The following is a 23,386-nucleotide window of genomic DNA, read 5'->3' as shown; positions in this document are numbered from 1 at the left end:
GATACCCCACCCTAACCCTCCCCTTGCAAAGGGGAGGGAACTAGATTTCCGGTTTCCCCCCGATGCATTGGGGAGGGAACTAGAATCTCTTTTTTCCCCCCTTTGCAAGGGGGGATTAAGGGGGGTAATTCGACTTGGGGATGCAAGAATTGATAGCGACTGCGGGTAAATACATCTAGAGTATCCACAGCGCAGCCACGCTCAAATCGTAAGCTACCAGCTTCTTCACCACCAAACTTTTGACAAACCGCGCGGTGGGAATGAGCAAGATAGAGATAAGCATCAACAAAGTTTTGATGTTGTGGTTGTAGTTCTATTGGTAGGTTGGAAAAGTGAGGGCGCAACTGTTTCCAAACTTTGATTAAAACTGCGTGTTCCCAAGACATTAAACCGCTAAAATCATGAGATTTTACTTCAGGTGGTGTCATGGAAGGGCGAATTTCGGCTGCGTAAAGTTCGGGATTTATACTACCTGCTAACTGCATTGCTGCACCGGATGCTAGCATTAATTTTGTGGCAGATTGTAGCTCTAAAAGGGCTTGTTGGATATTTCCTTTTATCAGTTCTACTTCAAAGCGACGCAAACAAATTATCAAACCTTGAATATTAATAAAAAATGACCAGTGAAATCCTTTCCAGATTTCCTGTGGTTGGATTTGACTGCTGTTCATGGCTACAAAGTTAGGTGAAAAACTCGTCCAAAAAGATAAGCATTAGCTCTAAATCCTTCTCGCTGGAAATTGAGTTGATTGATATCGAGAACATCTTTTATACTCAAGTGTAAAAAGGCTTGACAAGCAACCATCAATCCATGCACTAGGCAAATTTCTGGTTCAGTAGTTTGCACATGACGAACACGAAAATAGTTATCAAAATCTTCAATTTCCCAGTACTTCAACGTTGTATTTGTAGATGTAACCTCTGCGGTAAATGTATCGTAAATTTCTAATTCTGCTATTGCATTTTCTAGTATCACGATACCTTGCTTCACATCAGATTCAGCTAATGCCGTCAGTAGTTCCGTGAGTGCTTTCGTCAACTTCATTTGATTGGATTTACTCAACTCACGTTCAAGTGGCAATTCCCACGGGACTATGAGTTCTAACTGTTGTAAAGGTGCATCGTGATACATGGGAAATACTAATTCGTAATTCGTAATGCAGAAAGTAATACCGTTTCTTTGTGAAGTTGCATATATTTACCCCCCTCTTAGCAAGCTACTGTGTATACATAAGTCTGAAATATCTGATTAACCAAGGTTTTACCCCACCCTAACCCTCCCCTTTGCAAGGGGAGGGAACTGGATTTCTTTTTTCCCCCCTTTGCAAGGGGGGATTAAGGGGGGTAATTTAACTTGTGTATGCACCGTAGCCTCTAGCAAAGGGGATCTATTATGTGCATCTTCATACAGAATTGGTATAAGGTGTTTGTAGCTTTCTTTTAGAGAATTGAATTGGTGAAACTATGTTGATTGTACGGTTTGTTCCATCCCTTTGCGAAGGCTTAAAGGACGCATATCAGTCCACACTTGTTTGATATATTCTAGGCATTCCTGTTTTAAACCACTTTTGCCAACTCCTCGCCAACCATAAGGGATTTTTCTGTATTCTGGCCAAATAGAATATTGTTCTTCTTCGTTGATGACAACTTGATAAATTGTGGTGTCTTCTTGTTCGTTTTGACTCATGATTTTCTCCTAGTAAACAATTCAAAGTTTTCGGCAACTCCCCTTAGGAATGGGAGGGGTTAAGCAGTTTCGTATACGGGAAGTTCAAATTTTAAGGTTTGATGGCAAAAGTCTTGCCATTCGGGTGTAATGTCATTAAAAATGATGTTCTCGTCTTGAAAAATTCCATCTGTGACGATGTAATTTTCTTGGAGGTAAAGAATGTCTTCGTCGGTGAGTTTTCGATTATCTACTACCTCCTTTTGAGGGCGGATATTTTCTGTTTGTTCTCGCCATTGGGGATATTGGCGAAATTGTTTGACTAGGTATGCTTTGCAGTATTTTCCGATTGTTGCCATAGTTCTATTTTTGATGGAGTAATATTTGAACGAACCGCAGAGGCGCAGAGAACACAGAGAATAAAGAGGGTTTTTAGAAGTTGTATTATGTGCATTACGTGTTACCCCACCCTAACCCTCCCCTTGCAAAGGGGAGGGAACTAGATTTCTTTTTTCCCCCCTTTGCAAGGGGCGGGTGGGGTAGTTTTATTTAGGCGGACATGATATTAATCAGTCATGAAGCCTCCTATTTTTAGTTCGTTAATACTTTCAATCCATGCTTGTTTGATAGTATGGATATCTGTATCTGTGTGTGCTGTAGAAAGAAATCCGCCTTTATCTCCTTGGCGGAGATGGATACCTTTTGCTAATAGGTGATAGGAGAGTAAATTCATCGCTATCGGTGGAATTGCGCTTTGGGAAGCTGCGATCGCAAAGAAGGAACCAAAGGAGGTAAACTTAATTACTATTCCCTGGTTTTTCATCTCTGTGTTTAAATCGCTCACAAGTTGGCTGGTACGTTGATTAAGTTGTTCATGCAATCCGATTCCCTGAGTTTTGAGATGCTGTAAAGTTGCACGGGCTGCGGCTAGGGCTAGGGGATGTTTACAAAATGTACCTGCAAAAAAGGTGGTTGGTATTTGAGGTGAGGAATCATCGCCAAAGCGCCATTGTCCACCGTCGATGTAGTCCATGTAACTTGCTTTGCCAGCAATTACCGCAAGGGGTAAGCCACCACCGACAATTTTGCTGTAGGTGGCGATGTCTGCTTGCACGCCAAACCAAGCTTGTGCGCCTCCTGGATGAATGCGGAAGCCTGTTACCATTTCGTCAAAAATTAGAACTATGCCGAGTTGCTGGGTAATTTCGCGTAATTGGTGGAGAAATTCGCGGGGCTGGAGTTCTGGATGACGGCTTTGCACTGGTTCCACTAAAACGGCGGCGAGTTCATGGCGATGTTTGCGAATGATGTCTAGCGATCGCTCGTTACCATACTCTAAAATTAAGACATCACAAGCAGCACTATCAGGAATTCCTGTAGCGGCTGGTACAGCTTTGGGATTGAGATTTGCTGCTAAATTCGCTTGAATTGGTTGTGCTAATTTTCCGAAAAAACTACCAGATTCAGCTTTGTGAGCAATAATTCGACGGATGCCTTTTTTGACATATTCTGTTCTAGTAGCCCGTACCAATACAGCATCAAAGTGTCCGTGGTAAGAGTTGGTGAAAATGGCGATTTTTGGGCGTTTTGTCGCTGCACGGGCGATTCTGACGGCAGTCATTACCGCTTCTGTGCCTGTGTTACTAAAAGTAACTCGTTCCATGCCCGTTAAATCGCTGATTAGTTGTGCTACTTCACCCGCTAAGGCATTTTGCACCCCGATATGCATTCCTCGTTGTAATTGTTCTGCGATCGCATTTTGCACAAATAATGGATTATGACCACATAGATTTATTCCCAATCCCATGAGAATATCGATGTATTCATTGCCATCAACGTCCCATAGTCGAGAACCAGAAGAACGTTCCACGGCGATAGGATAGCATAATTCTTTAATTTCTGGAGAAAAGTTGAACCCAATGGAAGTTTTATCAGCCAGCACTGGACGATATTGCTGTGCTAGATTTTTAGAAGTTTGTGTGCGCTGAGTATATCTTTGGATAAATGTTTGCAAATACTCTTGCTGCGAATTTTTTTGTTCTTGTTGAATAGCAGTCACGTCGCTTAACTCCGAATTAAAAATTAAAAATTAAAAATTAATTTCTTCTATTTCCCTAGCTTCCGACAAAGGAAATAAGCTGAATGTTTGTTATCTATCGTCGTGCTACCTTCAAGGGTACGGATATCAATATCGATAAAACCAACTTCTTGGAGTGCAGCTTTAATTTTTTCTGGATAATATCCCCGCACAGGATAACGAACATCCATGCGTTTCCAGTGTTTTTCTTGAGCTTGAAATGCTGATAGAAGTTTCAACCGCCAGCGATACAAAAATCGTAAATTTAAAATCGGAGATAACCCGCGCCAAGTTGTCCGCAGTAGTGATGATGAAGGTTTTGCAGGAGCTTGAAACATGGTAACTTGAAAATAGCCTGTGCTATCACTTGAATTATAATTTGGTGTCAACATCCAAGCATATTTTTTCTCAATTTCTCCTTCAGCAATTTCACCGTTCCACCAGCGTTGCATTTGTTCATGATGGTTAATATCAAATAGAAACCAACCACCATCTTTAAGAGCAGTATACACCCTTTGAAAAACTTGCTGTAGTTCCTGAATTGTCATTATATGGTTGAGAGAAGCGCTTGTAGAAAAGACGGCATCAAAAACAGACGGTAATTCAAAATAACGAGCATCTCCCAGCAAAAAATTTGCATTTGGGGAATTTTGACGAGCATAATTTAACATTTGTTCGGAACCATCAACACCCGTTACTTGATAGCCTCGTTCAATTAAACGCTGTACCAAATTCCCCGTACCACAACATAAATCTAGAAGTTGCGCGTTCTGAGGTAGTCGAGGTAAGAGCATTTTCTCTAAAGGTTGTAGTTGATTTTGAGAATACTCTGGCCCCATTGTTTCGTTATACAGCCATGCCCAAGCATCGTATTCGGTATAGCGTTCATTTGAAAAAGTAGTTTCAGGTGACATATTTAGTAAAACAGGTTTTAGATTTTGGGTGTTGTAAAAAACTTATTTGAAACAAAGTTAAATCTTCTTTGCGATCTCTGTATTGAGATTTTTCTAACTTTTAACTTCAATCATTGCAGGTGCTTTTATCCAACCAGCATTGATCAAATAATTTAGGTAAATTTGAATTAAATTCCCATCAATTATAGGAGATGATATCATTCCATTTAATGCTTTTTGGGTATTGCGATCGCTAATTTGTAATCTTACTTTATTTGTGCCGTTATTATTAGTTTTATTGCGAGGAAACAACGAGACGAGAGGATATAAAATATGTTCTGGTGAATGGTTGGCAATTTCTAGGAGTTGATTGTGCCATTGTTCATAAGGTACTTTCTTAATTGAGTAGCCCATCTTTTCTAATTGCTCAAAGATAATATCTGAAGAAACAGGTTGAGACTGAACTAAGTGGAAAGTTTGACCAAAAGATGGTATTGATGATAATTCAACAATGGCACGACTAACATAATCTACGGGTAAAATTTCTAAAGGCATAGCTCCATCTGGCATACTGCCCATCTGCACATAACCCAGAAGTGATTTGTAAAGAAAATCGTTCTGATTAAATACTCCTGTTTGGCTATGTCCAGAAATTGCACCTAAACGGTAAATATTGATAGGAATACCGCGTTTACTAGCCTCAATTACTAGTTTCTCAGCAACCCATTTACTTTGAGCATAGCCACCAACAGGCATGAGATAATCATCTAAACTATCTTGTTCCTCTACTTGCAGCTTTTTCGTATTGCTATTGGCGGCAAAAATACTGATTGTAGAAATGAAATGTACAGGTTTTAATTTTGTGCAACTCGCCAGTCGCAAAACTTCTTGAGTCCCTAAAACATTTGCTTCTTTGAGGCGAGTATAAGGTTCTGTATGATTCACCCGCGCCCCATTGTGATAAATCACATCTATTTGACTAGCTAAATCTTGAAACTGGAATGGCGAAAGTCCTAAATTAGGTTGAGCAAGATTCCCAACTACAGGAACAATGCGCGTCGCTAAGGATGCATCCCAAAGTTTGTAAGATTGCAATGCTGTTTTAATTCTTTGCTGTGCAGCTTCAGTTGTTTCTGCTTGCACTAAACAATAAATTGATGCTGAAGTTTTGCATAGCAATTCATGGAGAAGAAACGCTCCCACAAACCCCGTAGCACCGGTTAATAGAACATGATTTTTGGGATTGTCGGAACCCCACCCTAACCCTCCCCTTGCTAAGGGGAGGGAATCGGAATCTTTCTCCCCCCTTTGCAAGGGGGGATTAAGGGGGGTGGGGGGAACAATCGCCGAGTCAAGAATCGCCTCCCGTCCCCAATCGAACTCTACTTTTTTCCCTCCAGGATTTTGCAGAAACTCGATAATTTCTGCCTTGTGCGCCTGCAATTGCTCTTTGAGTGCATCTGTCAGCACACCTTTAGGAGCATTACACCGCAGTTTCGGGGTGTCGTTGACATTATCAAGCCAAATGCGAATATCTAGACGCTGTAATTGAGTCAGAAATTCCTGGATTGGCGATATTAAACTTTCATAGACGGGTTGTAAGGCTACTTCTGATTCGCTCAAAATACTCCCTAAGATAGATGTATTTGTTGAACAAGTTGTTAATAAAATCTCTTCACAACCAAACAGGCGTTTACTGACAATTTCTTGACTCTGACAATACGCCACCAATTGGTTAGACTCGACAATCGGCTTTGACTCTGGGGTGTAGAGAATGGAAGTAATAAATGTTAGCCAGGGTTCCTGACCCATAGCATAAACATACACCTGTTGGGGATGGAATTGATTAACTAGTGCGATCGCTCTTTGAGCATTTGAGCCATCTAATCGTCTGGTTTTGGCAATTTTCCGAGGTACTTTCTGAGTTAATAATGACCCGTATGCCCAGTTATAAGCTGCGCCATCACATTCCATCCCAATGAACAGCACATCAATATCACCAAAAATTTGATGCAGATGTGTATATAGTTGAGGGTCAATATTGTTAGAATCGGCGGCACATAAAATTGAGCGTCCTTTCAGGTTGACGAGGTAAGCCGCTTTTGCACCAATATTTAAGTCTCCGTGTTCTCCGAAAAATGGCAAACCAGCAATATAACCATCGGCGATGTTAATGATTTCTAATTCATCAATTTCTTGGACATTCTCAAACCCAATTTGTTGCAGCATCAACTTCAAAGAGGGGTCGATGAGGGTTCCCTTATTGCTTTTTGGCACAACCACGGTTTTAATTTTGTGGCGTAACTGCAAGAGGGTTTCTAGCATTACATGGTCTTGATGATTGTGGGTAATCAAAACGTAGTCAATTACCTGGGGAAGTTCGGCAAAAGTGTAGCGCTTAATGCCCGATGTATGGGGGTAGCTAATTAGAGGGTCACATAAAATACTTACAGATTGGGTTTCAATTAAAACACAGGCGTGGCCAAAGTAACGGATTCTGACCGCCTCCCCATCGTAATCAGGTTCTTGTGTGGGAGGTGTAGTAGTGAAGAACTGAGAAAATAGGGCATCTTGTTGGCCGCTAATTTTCAGAATGTCTCGAATTTCGTTGTCGGGAAGCGGGTTGTGACGCAAGCTGAATAGTTGATCTAAGCGGTGATCGCAAAAGGGAATTTGCAGGTGTAAACTATCTTCAGCAGGTAAGCGGGGTGTACTGAGGACAAAGCCACGAGTATCTCCATCACCCAAGTATAAATTAACTGATTGATTAGCCGGATTATAGTAATAACTACGGTATAGTAACCCTTCAATGAAGCGAATCGAGGGGTGATTGTTAGCGTCCTGCACAAGTTCCACATATCCCCGCAACGGTGCAGGAATTCTTTCATACAAAGGTTCTAGGGAAGCACCAACGGGATTTTCTGCTAACAGCTTATCTAAGTCTGGAATTGCTTGAGCTAGCGCCAGCATTTGAGCTTGTTGCTTTTGGGTTTTTTCCAGTAATAGCCGAATTTCTTCCACCCGACTAGCATCGTAGTTGATGAAGGGGCTACCAATCATTGCCGGATTTTTCAAAGCATCCCGATGTACTTGGGGTGCTGCAATGAAGGATTGCATAATTGGCAGATGGGAATTAGCGATATACATCGCCGCCGTTGCTGGAGAAATTAAATGTGACCAAGCATACCACTGGTTAACTAGTGGCTCGACGATGACATTGGGTTTAAGATACATCGGTTGGTTCATATTAAATTTCGATTTCCTCCCGTTCCTCGTCTGTAGCGTCAGGCATACTGAGTTGCTGTTGCAAAATTCGTTCTGCTAAACCTGCTACTGTTGGCGCATCAAACAAATCAATCACGGTGAGTTCTACCTGAAAGACTTGTAATGATTGGGCAATCAATTGGGTTGCTAACAAGGAATGTCCACCCAAATCAAAAAAGTCATCATGGATACTCACTTGTTTTAAGTTGAGTACCTGGGCGTAGATACTAGCTAGTTGCGCCTCAATATCTGTACGCGGAGCAATAAATTTTGTTGTTGAATGTACTTGTTCGGGTATGGGCAGAGAATGGGTATCTACTTTCCCGTTGGCAGTTAGGGGTAAAACATCCAGCAGTACAAACGCCGTCGGCACTAAGTATTCTGGTAACTTCTCCCGCATAAAGCGACGGAGTTCGGTAGGGGTGATGGCGGAGTCAGAAATAATATATGCGACTAAACGCTTTTCCCCTGGTTGGTCTTCACGGACAAGGACTACCCCTGCACGCACGTCGGGATGTTGGCACAAAACCGTTTCGACTTCTTGGGGTTCAATCCGAAAACCACGAATCTTTACTTGATGGTCAATTCGTCCTAAAAGTTTGATTCGACCATCTGGTAAGTAGCTAGCGAGGTCGCCGGTTTTGTAGAGGGCATGGGGCATGGGGCATGGGGCATGGGGCATGGGGGATAAGTCTTTGATACTCGTCGGCGACGAGTCTTTGCTCTCCACTCCCCTGCTCCCCTGCTTAAGAGCTTCCCAGTCTCCAATGCCCGATGCCCAATGCCCAATGCCCGATGCCCAATGCCCAATAAACGGATTCGGCACAAATCTCTCGGCGGTCAAATCTGGGCGATTCAAGTAGCCTCGTGCTACACCGACACCGCCAATGTAGAGTTCGCCAATCACGCCGATGGGGACTGGTTGCAAATAACTATCTAATATATATAGTTGCTTGTTGGCACTGGGGCGGATGGTGGGAAGCAAGGGATGTCCATTGCCGCAAAGTACCATGCTGGCGTTGACTGTGACTTCAGTGGGGCCGTAGGCGTTGATAAAGCGTCGTCCTTTCGACCATTTCACAATCAATTCCGGGGAAGGGGCTTCTCCACCTACTAATATCATCCGTAGTTTGGGCAGGTCTTCTGTAGGGAGGAGGGAAAGGGCGGACGGTGTAATTGTTATATGAGTAACGGCGTTATCGCGGAGCAATTGCAGCAGTCCGGCACCGGGAAGTAAGGATTCTGATTTGGCAAGGTAGAGTTTAGCACCACAACCCAGCCCCATAATGATTTCAGGAATAGAAGCATCAAAGCTGAGGGAGAAAAATTGCAATACGCAGTCTCCAGGATGCACATCACAGATATTGATTTTGTGTTCTGTGAGGTTTGTTAAGCCGCTATGGGGTATGAGAACTCCTTTAGGTGTGCCGGTGGAACCGGAGGTGTAAATCAAATACGCCAAATTAGCTGGTGTAGCTTGACATTCTGGATTATCTGTGCTGCCTTGGCTCATTACCTCCCAGTCTGTATCGAGACAGATCACCTCGTAGTTGAGGGATGAGGGGGATGAGGAGGACAATGAAGAATCTTTCCCTGCTCCCTCATCTCCCTCATCTCCCCCAAGACTCGATTGGGTGAGCAAAATCGGTACTTGAGAATCTGCCAGCATATAAGCTAGGCGTTCTGGGGGATAATTCGGATCGAGGGGTAAATAAGCTCCCCCGGCTTTGAGGATGCCGAGTAAGCCAATTATCATCTGTGGCGATCGCTCCACACACAATCCCACAATTACTTCTGGTTTCACGCCGCGTTGTTTTAAGTAATGGGCGACTTGATTACTTTGTTGATTGAGTTCTCGATATGTGAGGCTGTGATTTTCAAATATCAAGGCGATCGCATCTGGGGTTTTTTCTACCTGTGCTTCAAATAGTTGGTGAAAGGTGCGATTACTTTGATATTCCACACAAGTTTGATTCCAGTCCACTAACATTTGTTGTCTTTCTGACTCAGTTAGCAACGGTAACTCAGAAATTCTTTGCTCTGGATTACTCACAATCCCTGTTAGTAGTGTCTGGAAATGCTCAACCATCCGAGCAATTGTCTGAGGTGCAAATAAACCCTGGTTGTATTCAAACGCACCCACTAAACCCTCGGATGTTTCGTACATATCTAAACTCAAGTCGAGTTTGGCACTGGCTTCGGTTCTCTGTATGGGTGTAAGGGTTAATCCTGGTAATTGTAATTTTTCAGTGGGAGCATTTTCTAACCGGAATTTCACCTGAAACAAGGGATTAAAGCTCAAATCTCGTTCTGGTTGCAGGACTTCTACCAATTTCTCAAAGGGAATATCTTGGTGATCATAAGCTTGCCAAGTTGTTTCCCGCACCTGCTGTAATAGTTCTTGGAAGGTAGGATTACCAGTAAGGTTTGTCCGTAAAACTAATGTGTTGACAAAAAAGCCAATTAATTCTTCTGTTTCCCGGCGATGGCGATTGGCTACGGGAGTACCAACGAGTAAATCTGTCTGTCCAGTGTAACGATGCAGCAGGATTTTATAAGCTGTTAATAAAATAATAAATGGTGTGACACCTGCGCTGCTAGCTAAGGATGCGATCGCAGTACTCAATTTTGGTGATAATGAAAACGACTCAATTGCACCAAGGAATGTTTGTACCCGGCTACGAGGGTAATCTGTGGGCAATTGTAAAACTGGGAGTATACCGCCTAATTGTTGCCGCCAATAGGCAATTTGAGTTTCTAAAACTTCTCCCTGTAACCACTGTCTTTGCCAAACAGCAAAATCAACATATTGAATTGCCAACTCTGGTAAGGGAGACGGCTGATTAGCTGCAAAAGCAGAGTATAAACTTGCCAATTCCCGCACTAAAATGTCCATTGACCAACCATCAAAGACGATGTGGTGCATGGTAAATAAAACTACATATTCATCGACATCTAAATGCAGCAACTTCACCCGTAATAGGACATCGGTAGCTAAATCAAAGGGTTGGCGTGCTTCCTGAATGAATAGGGCTTGCACTTCATCATCTTGTTCCAGAGGATTTAGTGCTTGTAAATCCACAATAGTAACTAGTAGTTTATCAAGGCAACTTTGCTGAGTAAACCAAGTTTTAGAATCTTTCTCTCCTTCTCTGTGTTCTCTGTGCCTCTGCGGTTCGTTATTTAAAACAGCAAACTTTGATTGGTGGACTACTAGCACCTCTACACTTGGCTGGATGGTGAGTAAAGGATTTCCATCTACAGTGGGGAACTGGGTACGTAAAACCTCATGACGACGGACAATTTCGTTAAGCGATCGCGCCAATACTGTAATATTTAACGAACCCGTCAACCTAACTGCTGTCGGAATATTGTAAGTAGCACTACCAGGTTGTAACTGTTCTAAAAACCACAGTCTTTGTTGAGCAAACGAAAGGGGGAGATTAGCATGGCGATCGGCTGGCTGAATAGAATGAGCATAAGCGTTAGAAGCAATTTGAGCCTGCTGCAAAAATTTGACAATCTCCATTTTGCGCGATCGCAATTCGGCATTGAGCGTATCTGTTAACACATCATCTGGAATACTACAACGCACGCGTTCGCCTTCTATCCAAAGTTTGACATCTAGGCTGTACAGGTGTGATAAAAACTCTTCAATAGTCTTCATAGTTCAATCTCCTTACGGCCTAGTGCGGCGGTTGGGGTTGTTTGCATCTGCTCGACGCTCTTTTGCAGAATTTCGATGCGTTCTGCAAGTCCAGCAATAGTTGGTTTTTCAAACAGACTCCCCAAGGGCAAATCTAACTGAAAGGCTTCTCGTAACCGCGCTGTCGCCCGAATCGCCAACAGGGAATTTCCCCCTAATTCAAAGAAGTTGTCATAAACTCCCACTTTTTCTAGTCGCAACACATCCGCCCAGACATTGGCAATAATTGCTTCTGTGGGATAGCGCGGTAGTATAATCTGACTAGCATCCCGTATATCTTCTGGTGCTGGTAACGCTTGGCGATTCACTTTCCCGTTGGGTAACAGAGGCAATTCCTCAAGTATTACAAACACCGACGGCAGCATATAATCAGGCAAAAGTTTTGCTAAAAATTCCCGCAGTTCTAACTCCCTCCCCTTGTAAAGGGGAGGGTTGGGGTGGGGTAGACAAACAACATAAGCAACCAACCGCAGATTGTCAGTTTGGTCTGGGTGAAGTGTAACAATCGCTTGTTGTACAGCCGGATGTTGATTAAGTACCGCCTCAATCTCACCTAACTCAATCCGCAATCCCCGAATTTTTACTTGATTATCCAACCTTCCCAGATACTCGATATTACCATCTGGGAGATAACGGGCGCGATCGCCAGTTTTGTACAATTTGGAATTTTCAAACGGATTCGGTACAAACCGTTCTGCGGTTAAATCTGGTCGTTTCCAATAACCCCGTGCTACTCCGACACCACCAATGTAGAGTTCGCCCGGAACACCCACGGGAACTAGTTGCAGATGCTCATCAAGTAGATAAATTTGTGTATTGGCAATGGGGCGGCCGATAGGAACTGTTTGTAAATCATCATCAGGTTGACATTGATAGTAAGTTACATCAATTGCCGCCTCCGTTGGCCCATAAAGGTTGTGCAATTGTGCATCCAAACGCTGAAAAAACCGATTTTGCATTTCCAGCGATAAAGCTTCGCCGCTACAAATCACCCGTTTCAAACTTTGACAACGGGGAGGTTGGGAAAGAACCCCACCCGCGCTAACGGGCACCCTCCCAATGCCTTGGGGAGGGTGTACACCCAAATCGGAGTTACTTTGAGATCCGGGTTTTACCCCCCTTAATCCCCCCTTGCCAAGGGGGGAAACCGGAAAATCTTGTTCCCTCCCCTTTGCAAGGGGAGGGTTAGGGTGGGGTAATTCGAGGACTGTTACTGATTCGATAACCGTGTACACCGTAGCCTTAGCAAGGGGAGGGTTGGGGAGGGGTTCTAATGCTTCTAAAAATACCCCCAACATAGCAGGTACAAAATGTAAAGTTGTAATTTTTTCTCGGTCAATTAGTTCAACTAAATACGTTGGATCTCGATGTCCGCCCGGTTTTGCCATTACTAAACACGCGCCGTTGAGTAATGTCCAGAAAAATTCCCAGACGGAGACATCAAAGCTAAAGGGCGTTTTTTGCAGAACACGTTCGCTTGTTTGTAAACCATACTGCTGCTGCATCCAAAACAACCGATTGCTAACGCCACGATGAGTATTAATTACGCCTTTGGGCTTTCCTGTGGAACCAGAGGTATAAATTACATATATTGCATTTTCCGGGTTGACAAAAGTACTTATATTATGATTTTTATGCTGGGTAATTTCCTGCCAATCCCGATCTAAATATACGGCTTTACTGCTGTGGCAAGGTAAATTTTCTAACAAAGATGCTTGGGTAAAAATTACTGGCACCTCTGTTTCACTAAGAATGTATCCTAACCGTTGTGTAGGATAATCAGGATCAAGGGGAACGTAGGCGGCTCCGGCTTTGAGGATAGCTAAGATGCCAATGACCATTAAGAGGGATCGCTCTAAATATATCCCAACTAATGTTTCTGGCTGGACTCCCAATTTTTGTAAATAATGCGCTAACTGGTTCGCACGCTGATTTAATTCTCTATAAGTAAGTTTCTCTTCTTGGAAAACAACGGCAATATTATCTGGTGTGCGTGCTACCTGTGCTTCAAATTGGTGATGAATACATTCTTGAGGATAATCTGTTTGGGTTTGATTCCATTGAATAATCTGCTGACGTTCTTGGTGTGTGAGTAGGGAAATTGTTCCCAAATTTTGCTCTGACTGAACTATCATCCTTTCCAGTAGGAGACAAAAATGCTCTAATAGTTGAGTCATTGCCACAGGTGCAAACCGATTGCGATCGTACTTCAGTTTTACAGATAACTTATTTCCCACAGACACCAGCAGCGTCAAAGGAAAATTTGTCCACTCGATTGATTGAATGTTAACAATACGTAAATCTTGGTTTCCCTGCACTCCCGATGTATCAACGGGATAGTTTTCAAATACTAAAATACTTTCAAATAACGAAGTACCCCGTGGCAGTTCGCTCCATTCCTGGATTTCTAACAGCGATGTATATTCATACTGCCATGATTCTGCTTGTTGTGCTTGTAATTTTTGCAACCACTCAACCAAGTTTGCTTGGGGTGAAACCTGCACTCGCACGGGTAATGTGTTGATAAATAGCCCCACCATCGATTGTACACCGGGTAAAGTTGCTGGTCGTCCCGATGATGTGGCACCAAATACCACATCTGTGGTGTTAGAGTAGCGACTCAAGAGTAGGGCAAAAGCTCCTTGTAACAGTGTATTTAGGGTTAATTGATGCTGTTTTACCCAGGTTTGCAGAGTGGCAGTTTGGTCAGGATTGAGCGATCGCATCTCTTCCTGTAAACTGGGTTGAGTGGTGCGTAAATTCTGAGAAATCGGCAGCGATGTTGGGGTAATAAAACCTTGGAGTTGTTTTTGCCAAAAAGTTTTAGCAGCCGCTTGATCCTGTTGCTGCAACCAAGCGATATATTCACCGTAGGGACGCGGGTTAGAGTATCGTGACGGTGAATGATAATAGTGTTGAAAGACTTGTTGAATAACCAGCGCCGATGACCAACCATCGAGAATTAGATGATGTTGTGTCCAGATGAGAGTGTGGTGAGATTCGGCAAGTTGAATCAGGGCAAAACGCATAAGGGGCGGTTGTTTCAGGTCAAATCCGTCATAGCGATCGCCCTCTAAAAACTCCTCTAATCGTGCTTTTTGTTCTTCGGATGATACTTCTCGCCAATCTAAAAATGTCCACGGAAATTCAACTTGACGAAAGACGACTTGGAAAGGTTTATCACGCTGTTCCCAATAAAATGCCGATCGCAAAACGGCATGATTTTTGATAACCTCATGCCAAGCGGCTTGCATAGCATTGACATCTAGTTTACCTTCTAAATTCAAGCAAACCTGTGGCACATACACGCCCGCCTGTGGTGTCAGCAAGGTATGGAATAGCATTCCCTGCTGCATTGGCGAGAGAGGATAGATGTTTTCGATATTTTGACGTTTATCCACGGCGGGCATGATTTTTGGTTGATACTAGAATTTTTGTGAAGATTAGTCTTACGCTATCTAAAATCTGGCAACAGATTTAAATTTACAAACCCTAATTCAATCTGACTTTTTTAATTACGAATTACGAATTACGAATTAATTTATATGTCTGCTAATAATTTATCGAGTTCTGCTTGAGTAAGTTCCATCTGGGGAAAGTCAGAGGGAGTGAACCCGTTAGCGTTGGGGGAGAGACAATGCTGAATTAGCGATCGCAATTTTGTTTGATAATTTTCGGCTAGGGTGGCTATTGTTTGCTCTTTATGTAGAGTTCGACTATAGAACCAATCAAATCGCAGTTGTCCTCCTGTAACGATACTATTAATTTCGATCAGGGTGTTGCGTGTTCCTCGCTGGCTGCGGCTATGACCGACAGACTCACGCGCCGGGATGAAAAGAGATGATTGGGAAAAGATTTGGTCAGATTGTCCGAGATAATTAAATCGTACCTGTGGTGAGGGAACTGCCTGCAATTTTGCTTGAATTGTTGGGGAAGCTAAGTAGCGTAATAATCCATAACTAATACCACGATCTGGTACTTGACGGAGTTGCTCTTTAATTGTTTTTAGGGAATCTCCCAGTTCAGATGATGCTTCTATATTTAAGAATAACGGGAAGAGACTGGTAAACCAACCCACTGTGCGAGATAAATTCATACTTGGAAACAAATCTTCTCGCCCGTGTCCTTCTAATTCTACTAAAAGATGGCGATCGCCACTCCAAGAGTGGAATGCTAATACTAAGGCTGTCAAGAGAACATCATTAATTTGTGTGTGGTAGGCTGCGGGAACTTGTTGGAGTAAGGCTTGAGTGTCTTGATAACTTAGAGAAACAGAGTAGGTATCTACATCTGCCATTGTGTTGCAACCTTGGGGATCATCTATTGGTAGAGAAGTAATTTGTTGCCAAGAAGGGGATGTCCAATAATCTAATGCTGGTTGCAAATTAGCAGTTTGGGCATAATCTCTGAGTTGGATTGCCCATTGTTGAAAGGATGTAGTTTTTGGTGGTAGTTGAATCTCCTGTTTTTGACTAAGTTGCTGGTAGGCTGATTGCAAGTCTTCTAGAAGAATCCGCCAGGAAATGCCATCAACAATTAAGTGATGAATGATGATTAACAGGCGATGGTTTTGCTGTTCGCCCAAGTCAAAATAGGCCACACGCAGCAATGGCGGATTATTTAGGTCAAAACTAGCTTGTAAATCATTGGCATGGGTGGCGATCGCTTTTTGCACTTTCTCCGGTGCTACAACCGCTAATTCCGATAAATCAATATATACACCCCCCTTAATCCCCCCTTGGAAAGGGGAGAGATCAGAAATCTTTTTCTCTCCCCTTTCCAAGGGGAGGGCTGGGGTGGGGTAATACGATCGCAATCCATCATGATGAATAATTATCTTATCTAACGCTTGCCGCAACCAAGTAAAATTAAGAGGCTGCTGCACTTCCAAAATAATTGCTTGGTTCCAATGGTGCGAATCAACTGGATTTTCCTCAAAAAACCAGTGTTGAATTGGAGTCAGGGGAATATCTCCCGTTACTACCTCCTGGGGTATGGATATTTCCCCATTGGTATCCACAATAGCTGCTAATTCTGCCACTGTTTGATATTGAAACATTTGCCGAGGCAGTAATGCCAACCCTTGCTGATTCGCCTTCGCAACCACCTGAATTGCTAGGATAGAATCACCACCCAAACTAAAGAAATTATCGTGAATACCAATTGATTCTACACCTAAAACCTGACTCCAAATAGTAACTAATTGTTGCTCTAAAGGTGTACGGGAGACAGTGAAAGAGGTATTTACTGGCCCCAATTCGGGAATCGGCAAGGCACGACGATCAACTTTACCATTAGCAGTTAATGGCAGAGTTTCCAGAATTACCAAGGCTGACGGCACCATGTAGCCAGGTAACTTTGCCGCTAGAAATTGGCGTAACTCTGTCTCTTGTAGCTTTGACTTGGGAACCACATAGGCAACCAAACGCGCATGATCTAGCGTATCTTGTCGCGCGATCGCTACTGCTTGTAATACCCCCGGATGCTGATGTAACACTGCTTCAATTTCCCCTAACTCAATGCGGAAACCGCGCAACTTTACCTGATGATCCCAGCGCCCCAAGTATTCAATATTACCATCATCAAGATAACGGGCGCGATCGCCAGTTTTATACAATTTTGAATTGTCAAACGGATTTGCCACAAACCTTTCTGCTGTTAAATCTGGTTGTTGCCAATAACCACGGGCAATTCCTGCGCCACCGAGGTAAATTTCACCGGGTACGCCAATGGGTAATGGTTGCAGGTTTTTATCTAAAATATAAACTTGAGTATTGGCAATCGGATGACCAATAGTTGGGGCTTGATTGCTGTCTTTGGGAATAAGGGTAAATGTGGAGTAAGTTGTATCTTCTGAAGGCCCATAGAGGTTGAATACTTGGTCAATGGTGGATTGTTGGTAAAGTTGTTGTACCAAGGATTTCGGTAGGGGTTCTCCTGCTAAATTCACAGTCCGCACTGATGCAGGAATGGCGTTGAGACGCAGCAATTCTCTGGCGGCTGAAGGAACGGTGTTGAGCAGAGTTACTTGCCCTGCGGCTGGTAATTCTGGTAACTGAAGGGCGTTATCTGCCAAAATCACGCTTCCTCCGCAACTCAGAGTTACGAAGATTTCAAACACCGATAAATCAAAACAAATGGATGTGGAGCCAAGGACACCTGCTAATTGTGCTGCTGAATAAACTTCTTTTGCCCAATATATTAAGGTAACAGGACTGCGATGGGAAATTGCAACACCTTTAGGAATACCTGTGGTTCCAGAGGTGTAGATGATGTACGCCAGATTGTCTGGGGTGAGGCTACTGCTGGGATTCGCGGTATTTTGTAAAGAAATTGCTTCTGCATCTGTATCTAGGCAAATTACGGGAATATCTAAGCTGGGCAATTTGGGCAATTGCTGCTGCTGGCTAATCAAAACCTGAATCTGAGCATTTTGAATAATTAATCCCAGTCTTTCTTGAGGATAACTGGGATCAAGGGGAACGTAAGCGCCTCCAGCTTTCAGAATACCCAACAAACCGATAATCATATCCAGGGAACGATTTACACAAATCCCCACGGGAACCTCTGGCTGCACGCCTAAACTTTGTAGGTAGTGAGCCAGCTGATTAGCTTTGGTGTTTAATTCCTGATAACTTAAACTTTCTCTACCCCAAATAACGGCGGTGTGTTTAGGAATTTGGCTGACTTGGGCAGTAAATAATTCATGTAAACATTGCCCATCAGGATATTCCCGTTGAGTTTGGTTCCATTGTACCAATTGCTGTTTTTCACCAGCACTCAACAAAGGTAGTTCGGCAATCGATTGTTGAGGATTAGCAACAACGGCTTCTAATAGTGTTTCCAGATGTCCAGCCAAACGCGCAATAGTTGACGCTGAAAATAAATCGGTGTTGTACTCCAGCTTACAACTCAGTCCCTCTAGAGTTTCGCTAACTATCCAAGTCAGGTCAAATTTTGCCGTTCCACTATCTGCGTCAAGAATTTGACATTGTATCCCTGCCATATCTAATTCTGGCAGAGGGAGATTTTGCAATATCAGCATAACTTGAAAAATTGGCGTATGACTGAGCGATCGCACCGGCTGAAGAACTTCCACTAATTGCTCAAAAGGTAAATCTTGATGAGCATAAGCACCGAGAGCGGTTGCTCGGACTCGTTGCAGTAACGTTTTAAAGGTGGGATAGCCGCTTAAATCGCTACGCAGTGCTAAAGTATTGGCAAAACAGCCAATTAATGATTCTGTCTCTACACGATTTCGATTAGCGATCGCACTACCAACAACAATATCATCACTGCCCGTATAACGATGTAACAGCACATTCAAAGTAGCCAGCAAAGTCATGAATAAAGTACTCTGATGACGCTGACTTAACTGTTTTAAGGCTTCAGTTAACCCCGAAGACAAACTAAAGCGATGCACAGCCCCCCGAAAAGATTGTACAGCCGGACGAGAATAATCCGTCGGTAACTCCAGCATTGCAGGCGCATCAGCTAACTGCTGTCGCCAATATTCCAAATGCCCCTCTAAAACCTCACCCTGCAACCATTGTCGCTGCCAGTAAGCAAAATCCACATATTGAATATCTGTAAATTTCTCCTCCTTTGTGCGCCTGGATGCCTCTGCGTGATATAACCCCACCACATTCCTAACCAATAACCCCATAGACCAAGCATCAGCAATGATATGATGCAACGTCAACAGCAAAACATGACGTGTATCACCCAAACGCAACAACTGCACCCGCAGTAGTGGCCCATCCTCCAAATTAAACGGTTGTTGTGAGAGCAGCAACACCAAATCTTTAATTTCCTGTTGCTGTTCATTAGCCGCCAGAGCTTGCAAATCAATTGCTAATATATTGATCTGACAAAAATCAGCAATCCTCAAAACAGGTTGTCCATCAACACTTTGAAAAGTTGTCCTGAGAATTTCCTGTTGTTGCACCATCTCATCAAAACTACGCTGCAAAATCCCCAAGTCAATATTTCCCTGAATTTCCACCGCCAAGGGAATATTGTAAAATGGGCTATCTGGCTCTAACTGCGACAAAATCCAAAAGCGTTGCTGGGCAAAAGACAGAGGTAAATTACCACTGCGCTGAATTGGCAATATCGCCGGGGCTACATTTAAAGCTTGGCTTTGCTCAATTACCTCTGCCAAATTAGCGAGTACTGGCGTTTCAAATAGATGACGCAAGGGAAATTCTACATTAAACACCTGCCGAATTTGAGAAACTACCCGCGTTGCTAACAGCGAATGTCCTCCTAAATTGAAGAAATTATCATAAATTTCGACTAACTCTATACCCAACACCGATGCCCAAATGCCTGTCAACAGTTCTTGTGTAGGTGTATAAGAAGCCGTGGCTGTAGTCGCCACCGAATTTACATCAGGATTTGGTAACGCTTGACGATCAACTTTACCATTAGGTGTAAGAGGTAATTTTTCCAGTACTACAATCGCTGCCGGGATCATGTAGGCTGGTAGTTTTGTCGCTAAGAAAGAACGGATAGTAACCCCACCCGCGCTAACGCGCACCCTCCCCTTAGCAAGGGGAGGGCTGGGGTGGGGTGTATTGTGGACAACATACGCAACTAAACGACGCTCTCCCGGTTCATCCTCCCTCACAGTAACTACAGCCTGAGCCACTTCGGGATGTTGATTGAGTACCGCTTCAATTTCACCCAATTCAATGCGATAACCCCGAATTTTCACTTGGTTATCTAAACGACCCAAGTATTCTAAATTACCATCGGGGAGATAACGAACGCGATCGCCTGTTTTGTAGAGATTGGGGATGGGGCATGGGGCATTGAAAAGAGGCAGAGAGGCAGGGTGCGAGGGGAAGAGGGGAAAACTCTTCTCCCTTTCCCCCAGTCCCCAGTCCCCAGTCCCCAGTCCCCAGTCCCTATTCCCCAGTCCCCATTCCCCAACAAATGGATTTGCCACAAACCTCTCTGCTGTTAAATCTGGACGTTGCCAATAACCCCGTGCTACTCCCGCACCACCAATGTAGAGTTCTCCTGGTACACCCACGGGAACAGGTTGCAAATGGTCATCAAGGACGTAAAATTGAGTATTGGCGATGGGACGACCAATGGTAACAGACTCACACGGACTGAGTTTTTGAGCAGCTGACCAAATTGTAGTTTCTGTTGGCCCGTAAAGGTTCCAAACTTCTCCACTGCATGATATTAACTCCTGGGCGAGGGAATTATCTAAAACTTCTCCACCGCAGAGAATTTTTAAATCTTTTTTCCCACGCCAACCACTAGCTAGGAGTAAGCGCCAGGTGGCTGGAGTAGCTTGCATAACAGAGATTTGATGTTCTTCTATGGCGGCTGCTAGTTGGACTCCATCTAGTGTTACCTCCCGTGGTACAAGCACCAGACTAGCACCAACAATTAACGGCAAGAAAATCTCTAAGGCGGCGATGTCAAATGCTAAGGTTGTCACGGCGAGGAGGGTATCTTTTGCCGTTAATCCCGGCATTTTCGCCATTGTATTCAAAAAGTTGGTCAGTCCTCTGTGCAAAATTTGCACACCTTTCGGTGTACCTGTAGAGCCAGAGGTGTAAATTAGATAGGCTAGCTGATTGGGGTAAACTTTAACTAAGGGATTCTCACTCTCTGAATTATCAATATGCTTATCTATACAAAGAATTTCCGCAGTATTTTCCGGTAATAAATTTAATAATTTATTTTGAGTAAGTAATATTGATATTTGAGCATCTTGGAGGATAAACGCCAAACGCTCTTGAGGATAAGCAGGATCGAGGGGAATATATGCGGCTCCAGCTTTGAGAACTGCCAAAAGTGCGATCGCCATTTCCAAGGAGCGATCGCAGCAAATCCCCACCCGTGTTTCTGTTTGAACACCCAACTTTTGCAAAGAATGGGCGAGTTGATTCGCTTTCGTGTTAAGTTCTCTGTAAGTTAGGGATTTATTCTCAAAAATAACTGCTATTTTATCTGGTGTTCTTGCGGCTTGTTGAGCAAATAATTCATGAACGCATAAATCAGGAATTTCTACAACAGTATCATTCCATTGCACAAGTAGCTGTTGTTGCTCATTCTCTGTGAGTAAAGGCAACTCAGCAATAGATTGTTCGGGATTTTCCCCAATTCCATGCAGCAGTGTTTGGAAATTCTGAATCAGGCGATCGATGGTTGCTGCTTGGAATAAATCGGTACTATACTCCAATGTCCCCGTTAATCCCCTTGGTGTTTCGTACATATCCAAGCTCAAATCAAAGCGGGTGGTAGAATGTTCAGTCTCCAAAGGTTCAATTGTCAATCCAGCTAAATCAGTGCTTTGGCTCTTGGTATTGTGGAGAATAAACATTACCTGAAACAGAGGATTTTGACTTAAATTCCGTTCCGGTTGCAGTTGTTCTACCAAGTCTTCAAAGGGCAATTCTTGATGAGATAACGCCCCCAAGACTGTTTCACGGACTTGATTCAGTAAGTCACAAAAACTAGGATTACCAGATAAATTGGTACGAAAAACCAGATTATTTACAAATAACCCAATTAGATTAGCAATTTCTGGGCGATCGCGGCTAGTAACCGTGGAGCCTACCAGAATATCTTTTTGTCCACTGTAGCGATAGAGCAAGACATTAAATGCTGTCAGCATGGTCATAAATAATGTAGCACCTTGCTGTTGACTCACTTGCCCCAGCCTGTCAGATAATGCTAGTGACAGTGTAAAAAACTGCCGCGCTCCTTTGAAAGTCTGTCTTGCTGGACGAGGATAATCTATTGGTAGGGATAATTCACGGGGACAATTTTGGAGTTGTTTTTTCCAATAAGTTAGTTGATTGGTGCGTGCTTCGCTTTGCAGCCATTTCTGTTGCCAAGTAGCAAAATCTACATACTGAATTGATAAATCAGGTAAAAGTAATGGTTTACCTTCACTATATCCTTGATATAGCAATGCCAATTCTCTCACCAAGACACGCATTGACCAATAATCAGCAATAATGTGCTGCATGACAAACAGCAGCACATATTCCGTAGTACTTAGTTGCAGAAGTGCCACACGCAACAACGGAGCCTGAGTCAGATGGAAAGGACGCACAGTTAAAAGCTTTGCCTGTTGCATGACTTGCGCTGCTTGATGTTCTGGTGATAATCCGCGCAAATCAACTAAAGGCAGTGTGAGTGAAAATTTTGCAGCAATATTTTGTACAGGTTCGTCATTAACTACAGAAAAACTGGTGTGAAGGATTTCGTGACGACGGACGATTGACTGTAAACTTTGCCCCAAGGCGTTAATATTCAGCTTTCCCTTCAAACGTAAGGCGCTGGGAAGATTGTAAACAGATAATCCTGGTTGTAGCTGTTCGAGAAACCATAGCCGCTTTTGGGCAAAGGATAGGGGAAAATTTTGTTGCTTGGCTGCTTGCTGTTGCAAGAGTTTTGCTAAAAGTTGTCGTTTGTGTAACGCCTGTAGTTCAGAGGTGTTGGGCTGTGAATGACTCATATTAAGAAATTATTCGCAGGAATCACAGATTTTACCCCACCCTAACCCTCCCCTTGCAAAGGGGAGGGAACTGGATTTCCGGCTTCCCCCTTTGTAAGGTGAATTTCTAATGTTGAATAACCAGAGAATTTACTTGCAAAGGGGAGGGAACTGAATTTCCGGCTTCCCCCCTTTGCAAGGGGGGATTGAGGGGGGTAATTGGAGGGGATTAAGGGAGAGGGTGCGCGATAGCACGGGTGGGGTATTTCCGTACCTCACGAAATTGAAATGTCTTATTAGGAAATAATTT

10 protein-coding genes are annotated in these 23,386 nt (G+C 43.4%); all 10 read right to left on the bottom strand.

From position 1 onward, the window contains the following. Positions 1-11: 11 nt before the first annotated feature. Complete coding sequence (locus HUN01_RS33235; RefSeq protein ID WP_238845885.1) at positions 12-671, bottom strand: siderophore biosynthesis protein; 660 nt, start codon at positions 669-671, stop codon at positions 12-14. A gap of 2 nt (positions 672-673) precedes the next feature. Continuing rightward, entirely contained in the window at positions 674-1,132 is a 459-nt protein-coding gene (locus HUN01_RS33230) for a hypothetical protein (protein ID WP_181929727.1), read from the bottom strand. A 330-nt stretch (positions 1,133-1,462) separates the two neighbouring features. Beyond that, positions 1,463-1,687, bottom strand: a complete 225-nt coding sequence (locus tag HUN01_RS33225) for an MbtH family protein (RefSeq protein WP_181929726.1) — start codon at positions 1,685-1,687, stop codon at positions 1,463-1,465. A gap of 59 nt (positions 1,688-1,746) precedes the next feature. Further along, entirely contained in the window at positions 1,747-2,025 is a 279-nt protein-coding gene (locus HUN01_RS33220) for a hypothetical protein (RefSeq protein ID WP_181929725.1), read from the bottom strand. A gap of 206 nt (positions 2,026-2,231) precedes the next feature. Continuing rightward, positions 2,232-3,725: an aspartate aminotransferase family protein gene (locus HUN01_RS33215; protein ID WP_181929724.1), complete on the bottom strand. Its 1,494-nt coding sequence runs from the start codon at positions 3,723-3,725 to the stop codon at positions 2,232-2,234. Positions 3,726-3,772: 47 nt separating this feature from the next. Continuing rightward, positions 3,773-4,657, bottom strand: a complete 885-nt coding sequence (locus HUN01_RS33210; protein ID WP_238845883.1) for a class I SAM-dependent methyltransferase — start codon at positions 4,655-4,657, stop codon at positions 3,773-3,775. A gap of 93 nt (positions 4,658-4,750) precedes the next feature. Beyond that, the gene (locus HUN01_RS33205; protein ID WP_181929723.1) at positions 4,751-7,882 is read right to left on the bottom strand and encodes a thioester reductase domain-containing protein; all 3,132 of its coding nucleotides are present in this window, start codon (positions 7,880-7,882) and stop codon (positions 4,751-4,753) included. A 1-nt stretch (position 7,883) separates the two neighbouring features. Continuing rightward, positions 7,884-11,567, bottom strand: coding sequence for a non-ribosomal peptide synthetase (locus HUN01_RS33200; RefSeq protein WP_238845881.1), 3,684 nt, complete (start codon positions 11,565-11,567; stop codon positions 7,884-7,886). Beyond that, complete coding sequence (locus HUN01_RS33190; RefSeq protein ID WP_181929722.1) at positions 11,564-15,016, bottom strand: AMP-binding protein; 3,453 nt, start codon at positions 15,014-15,016, stop codon at positions 11,564-11,566. The genes HUN01_RS33200 and HUN01_RS33190 overlap by 4 nt, the downstream gene beginning before the upstream one ends. A gap of 131 nt (positions 15,017-15,147) precedes the next feature. Next, entirely contained in the window at positions 15,148-23,097 is a 7,950-nt protein-coding gene (locus HUN01_RS33185; protein WP_181929721.1) for a non-ribosomal peptide synthetase, read from the bottom strand. Between the last annotated feature and the right edge of the window lie 289 nt (positions 23,098-23,386).

This window comes from Nostoc edaphicum CCNP1411 (assembly GCF_014023275.1).
Classification (GTDB): Bacteria; Cyanobacteriota; Cyanobacteriia; order Cyanobacteriales; family Nostocaceae; genus Nostoc; species Nostoc edaphicum_A.
This window is presented reverse-complemented; position numbering and strand designations above follow the sequence as displayed.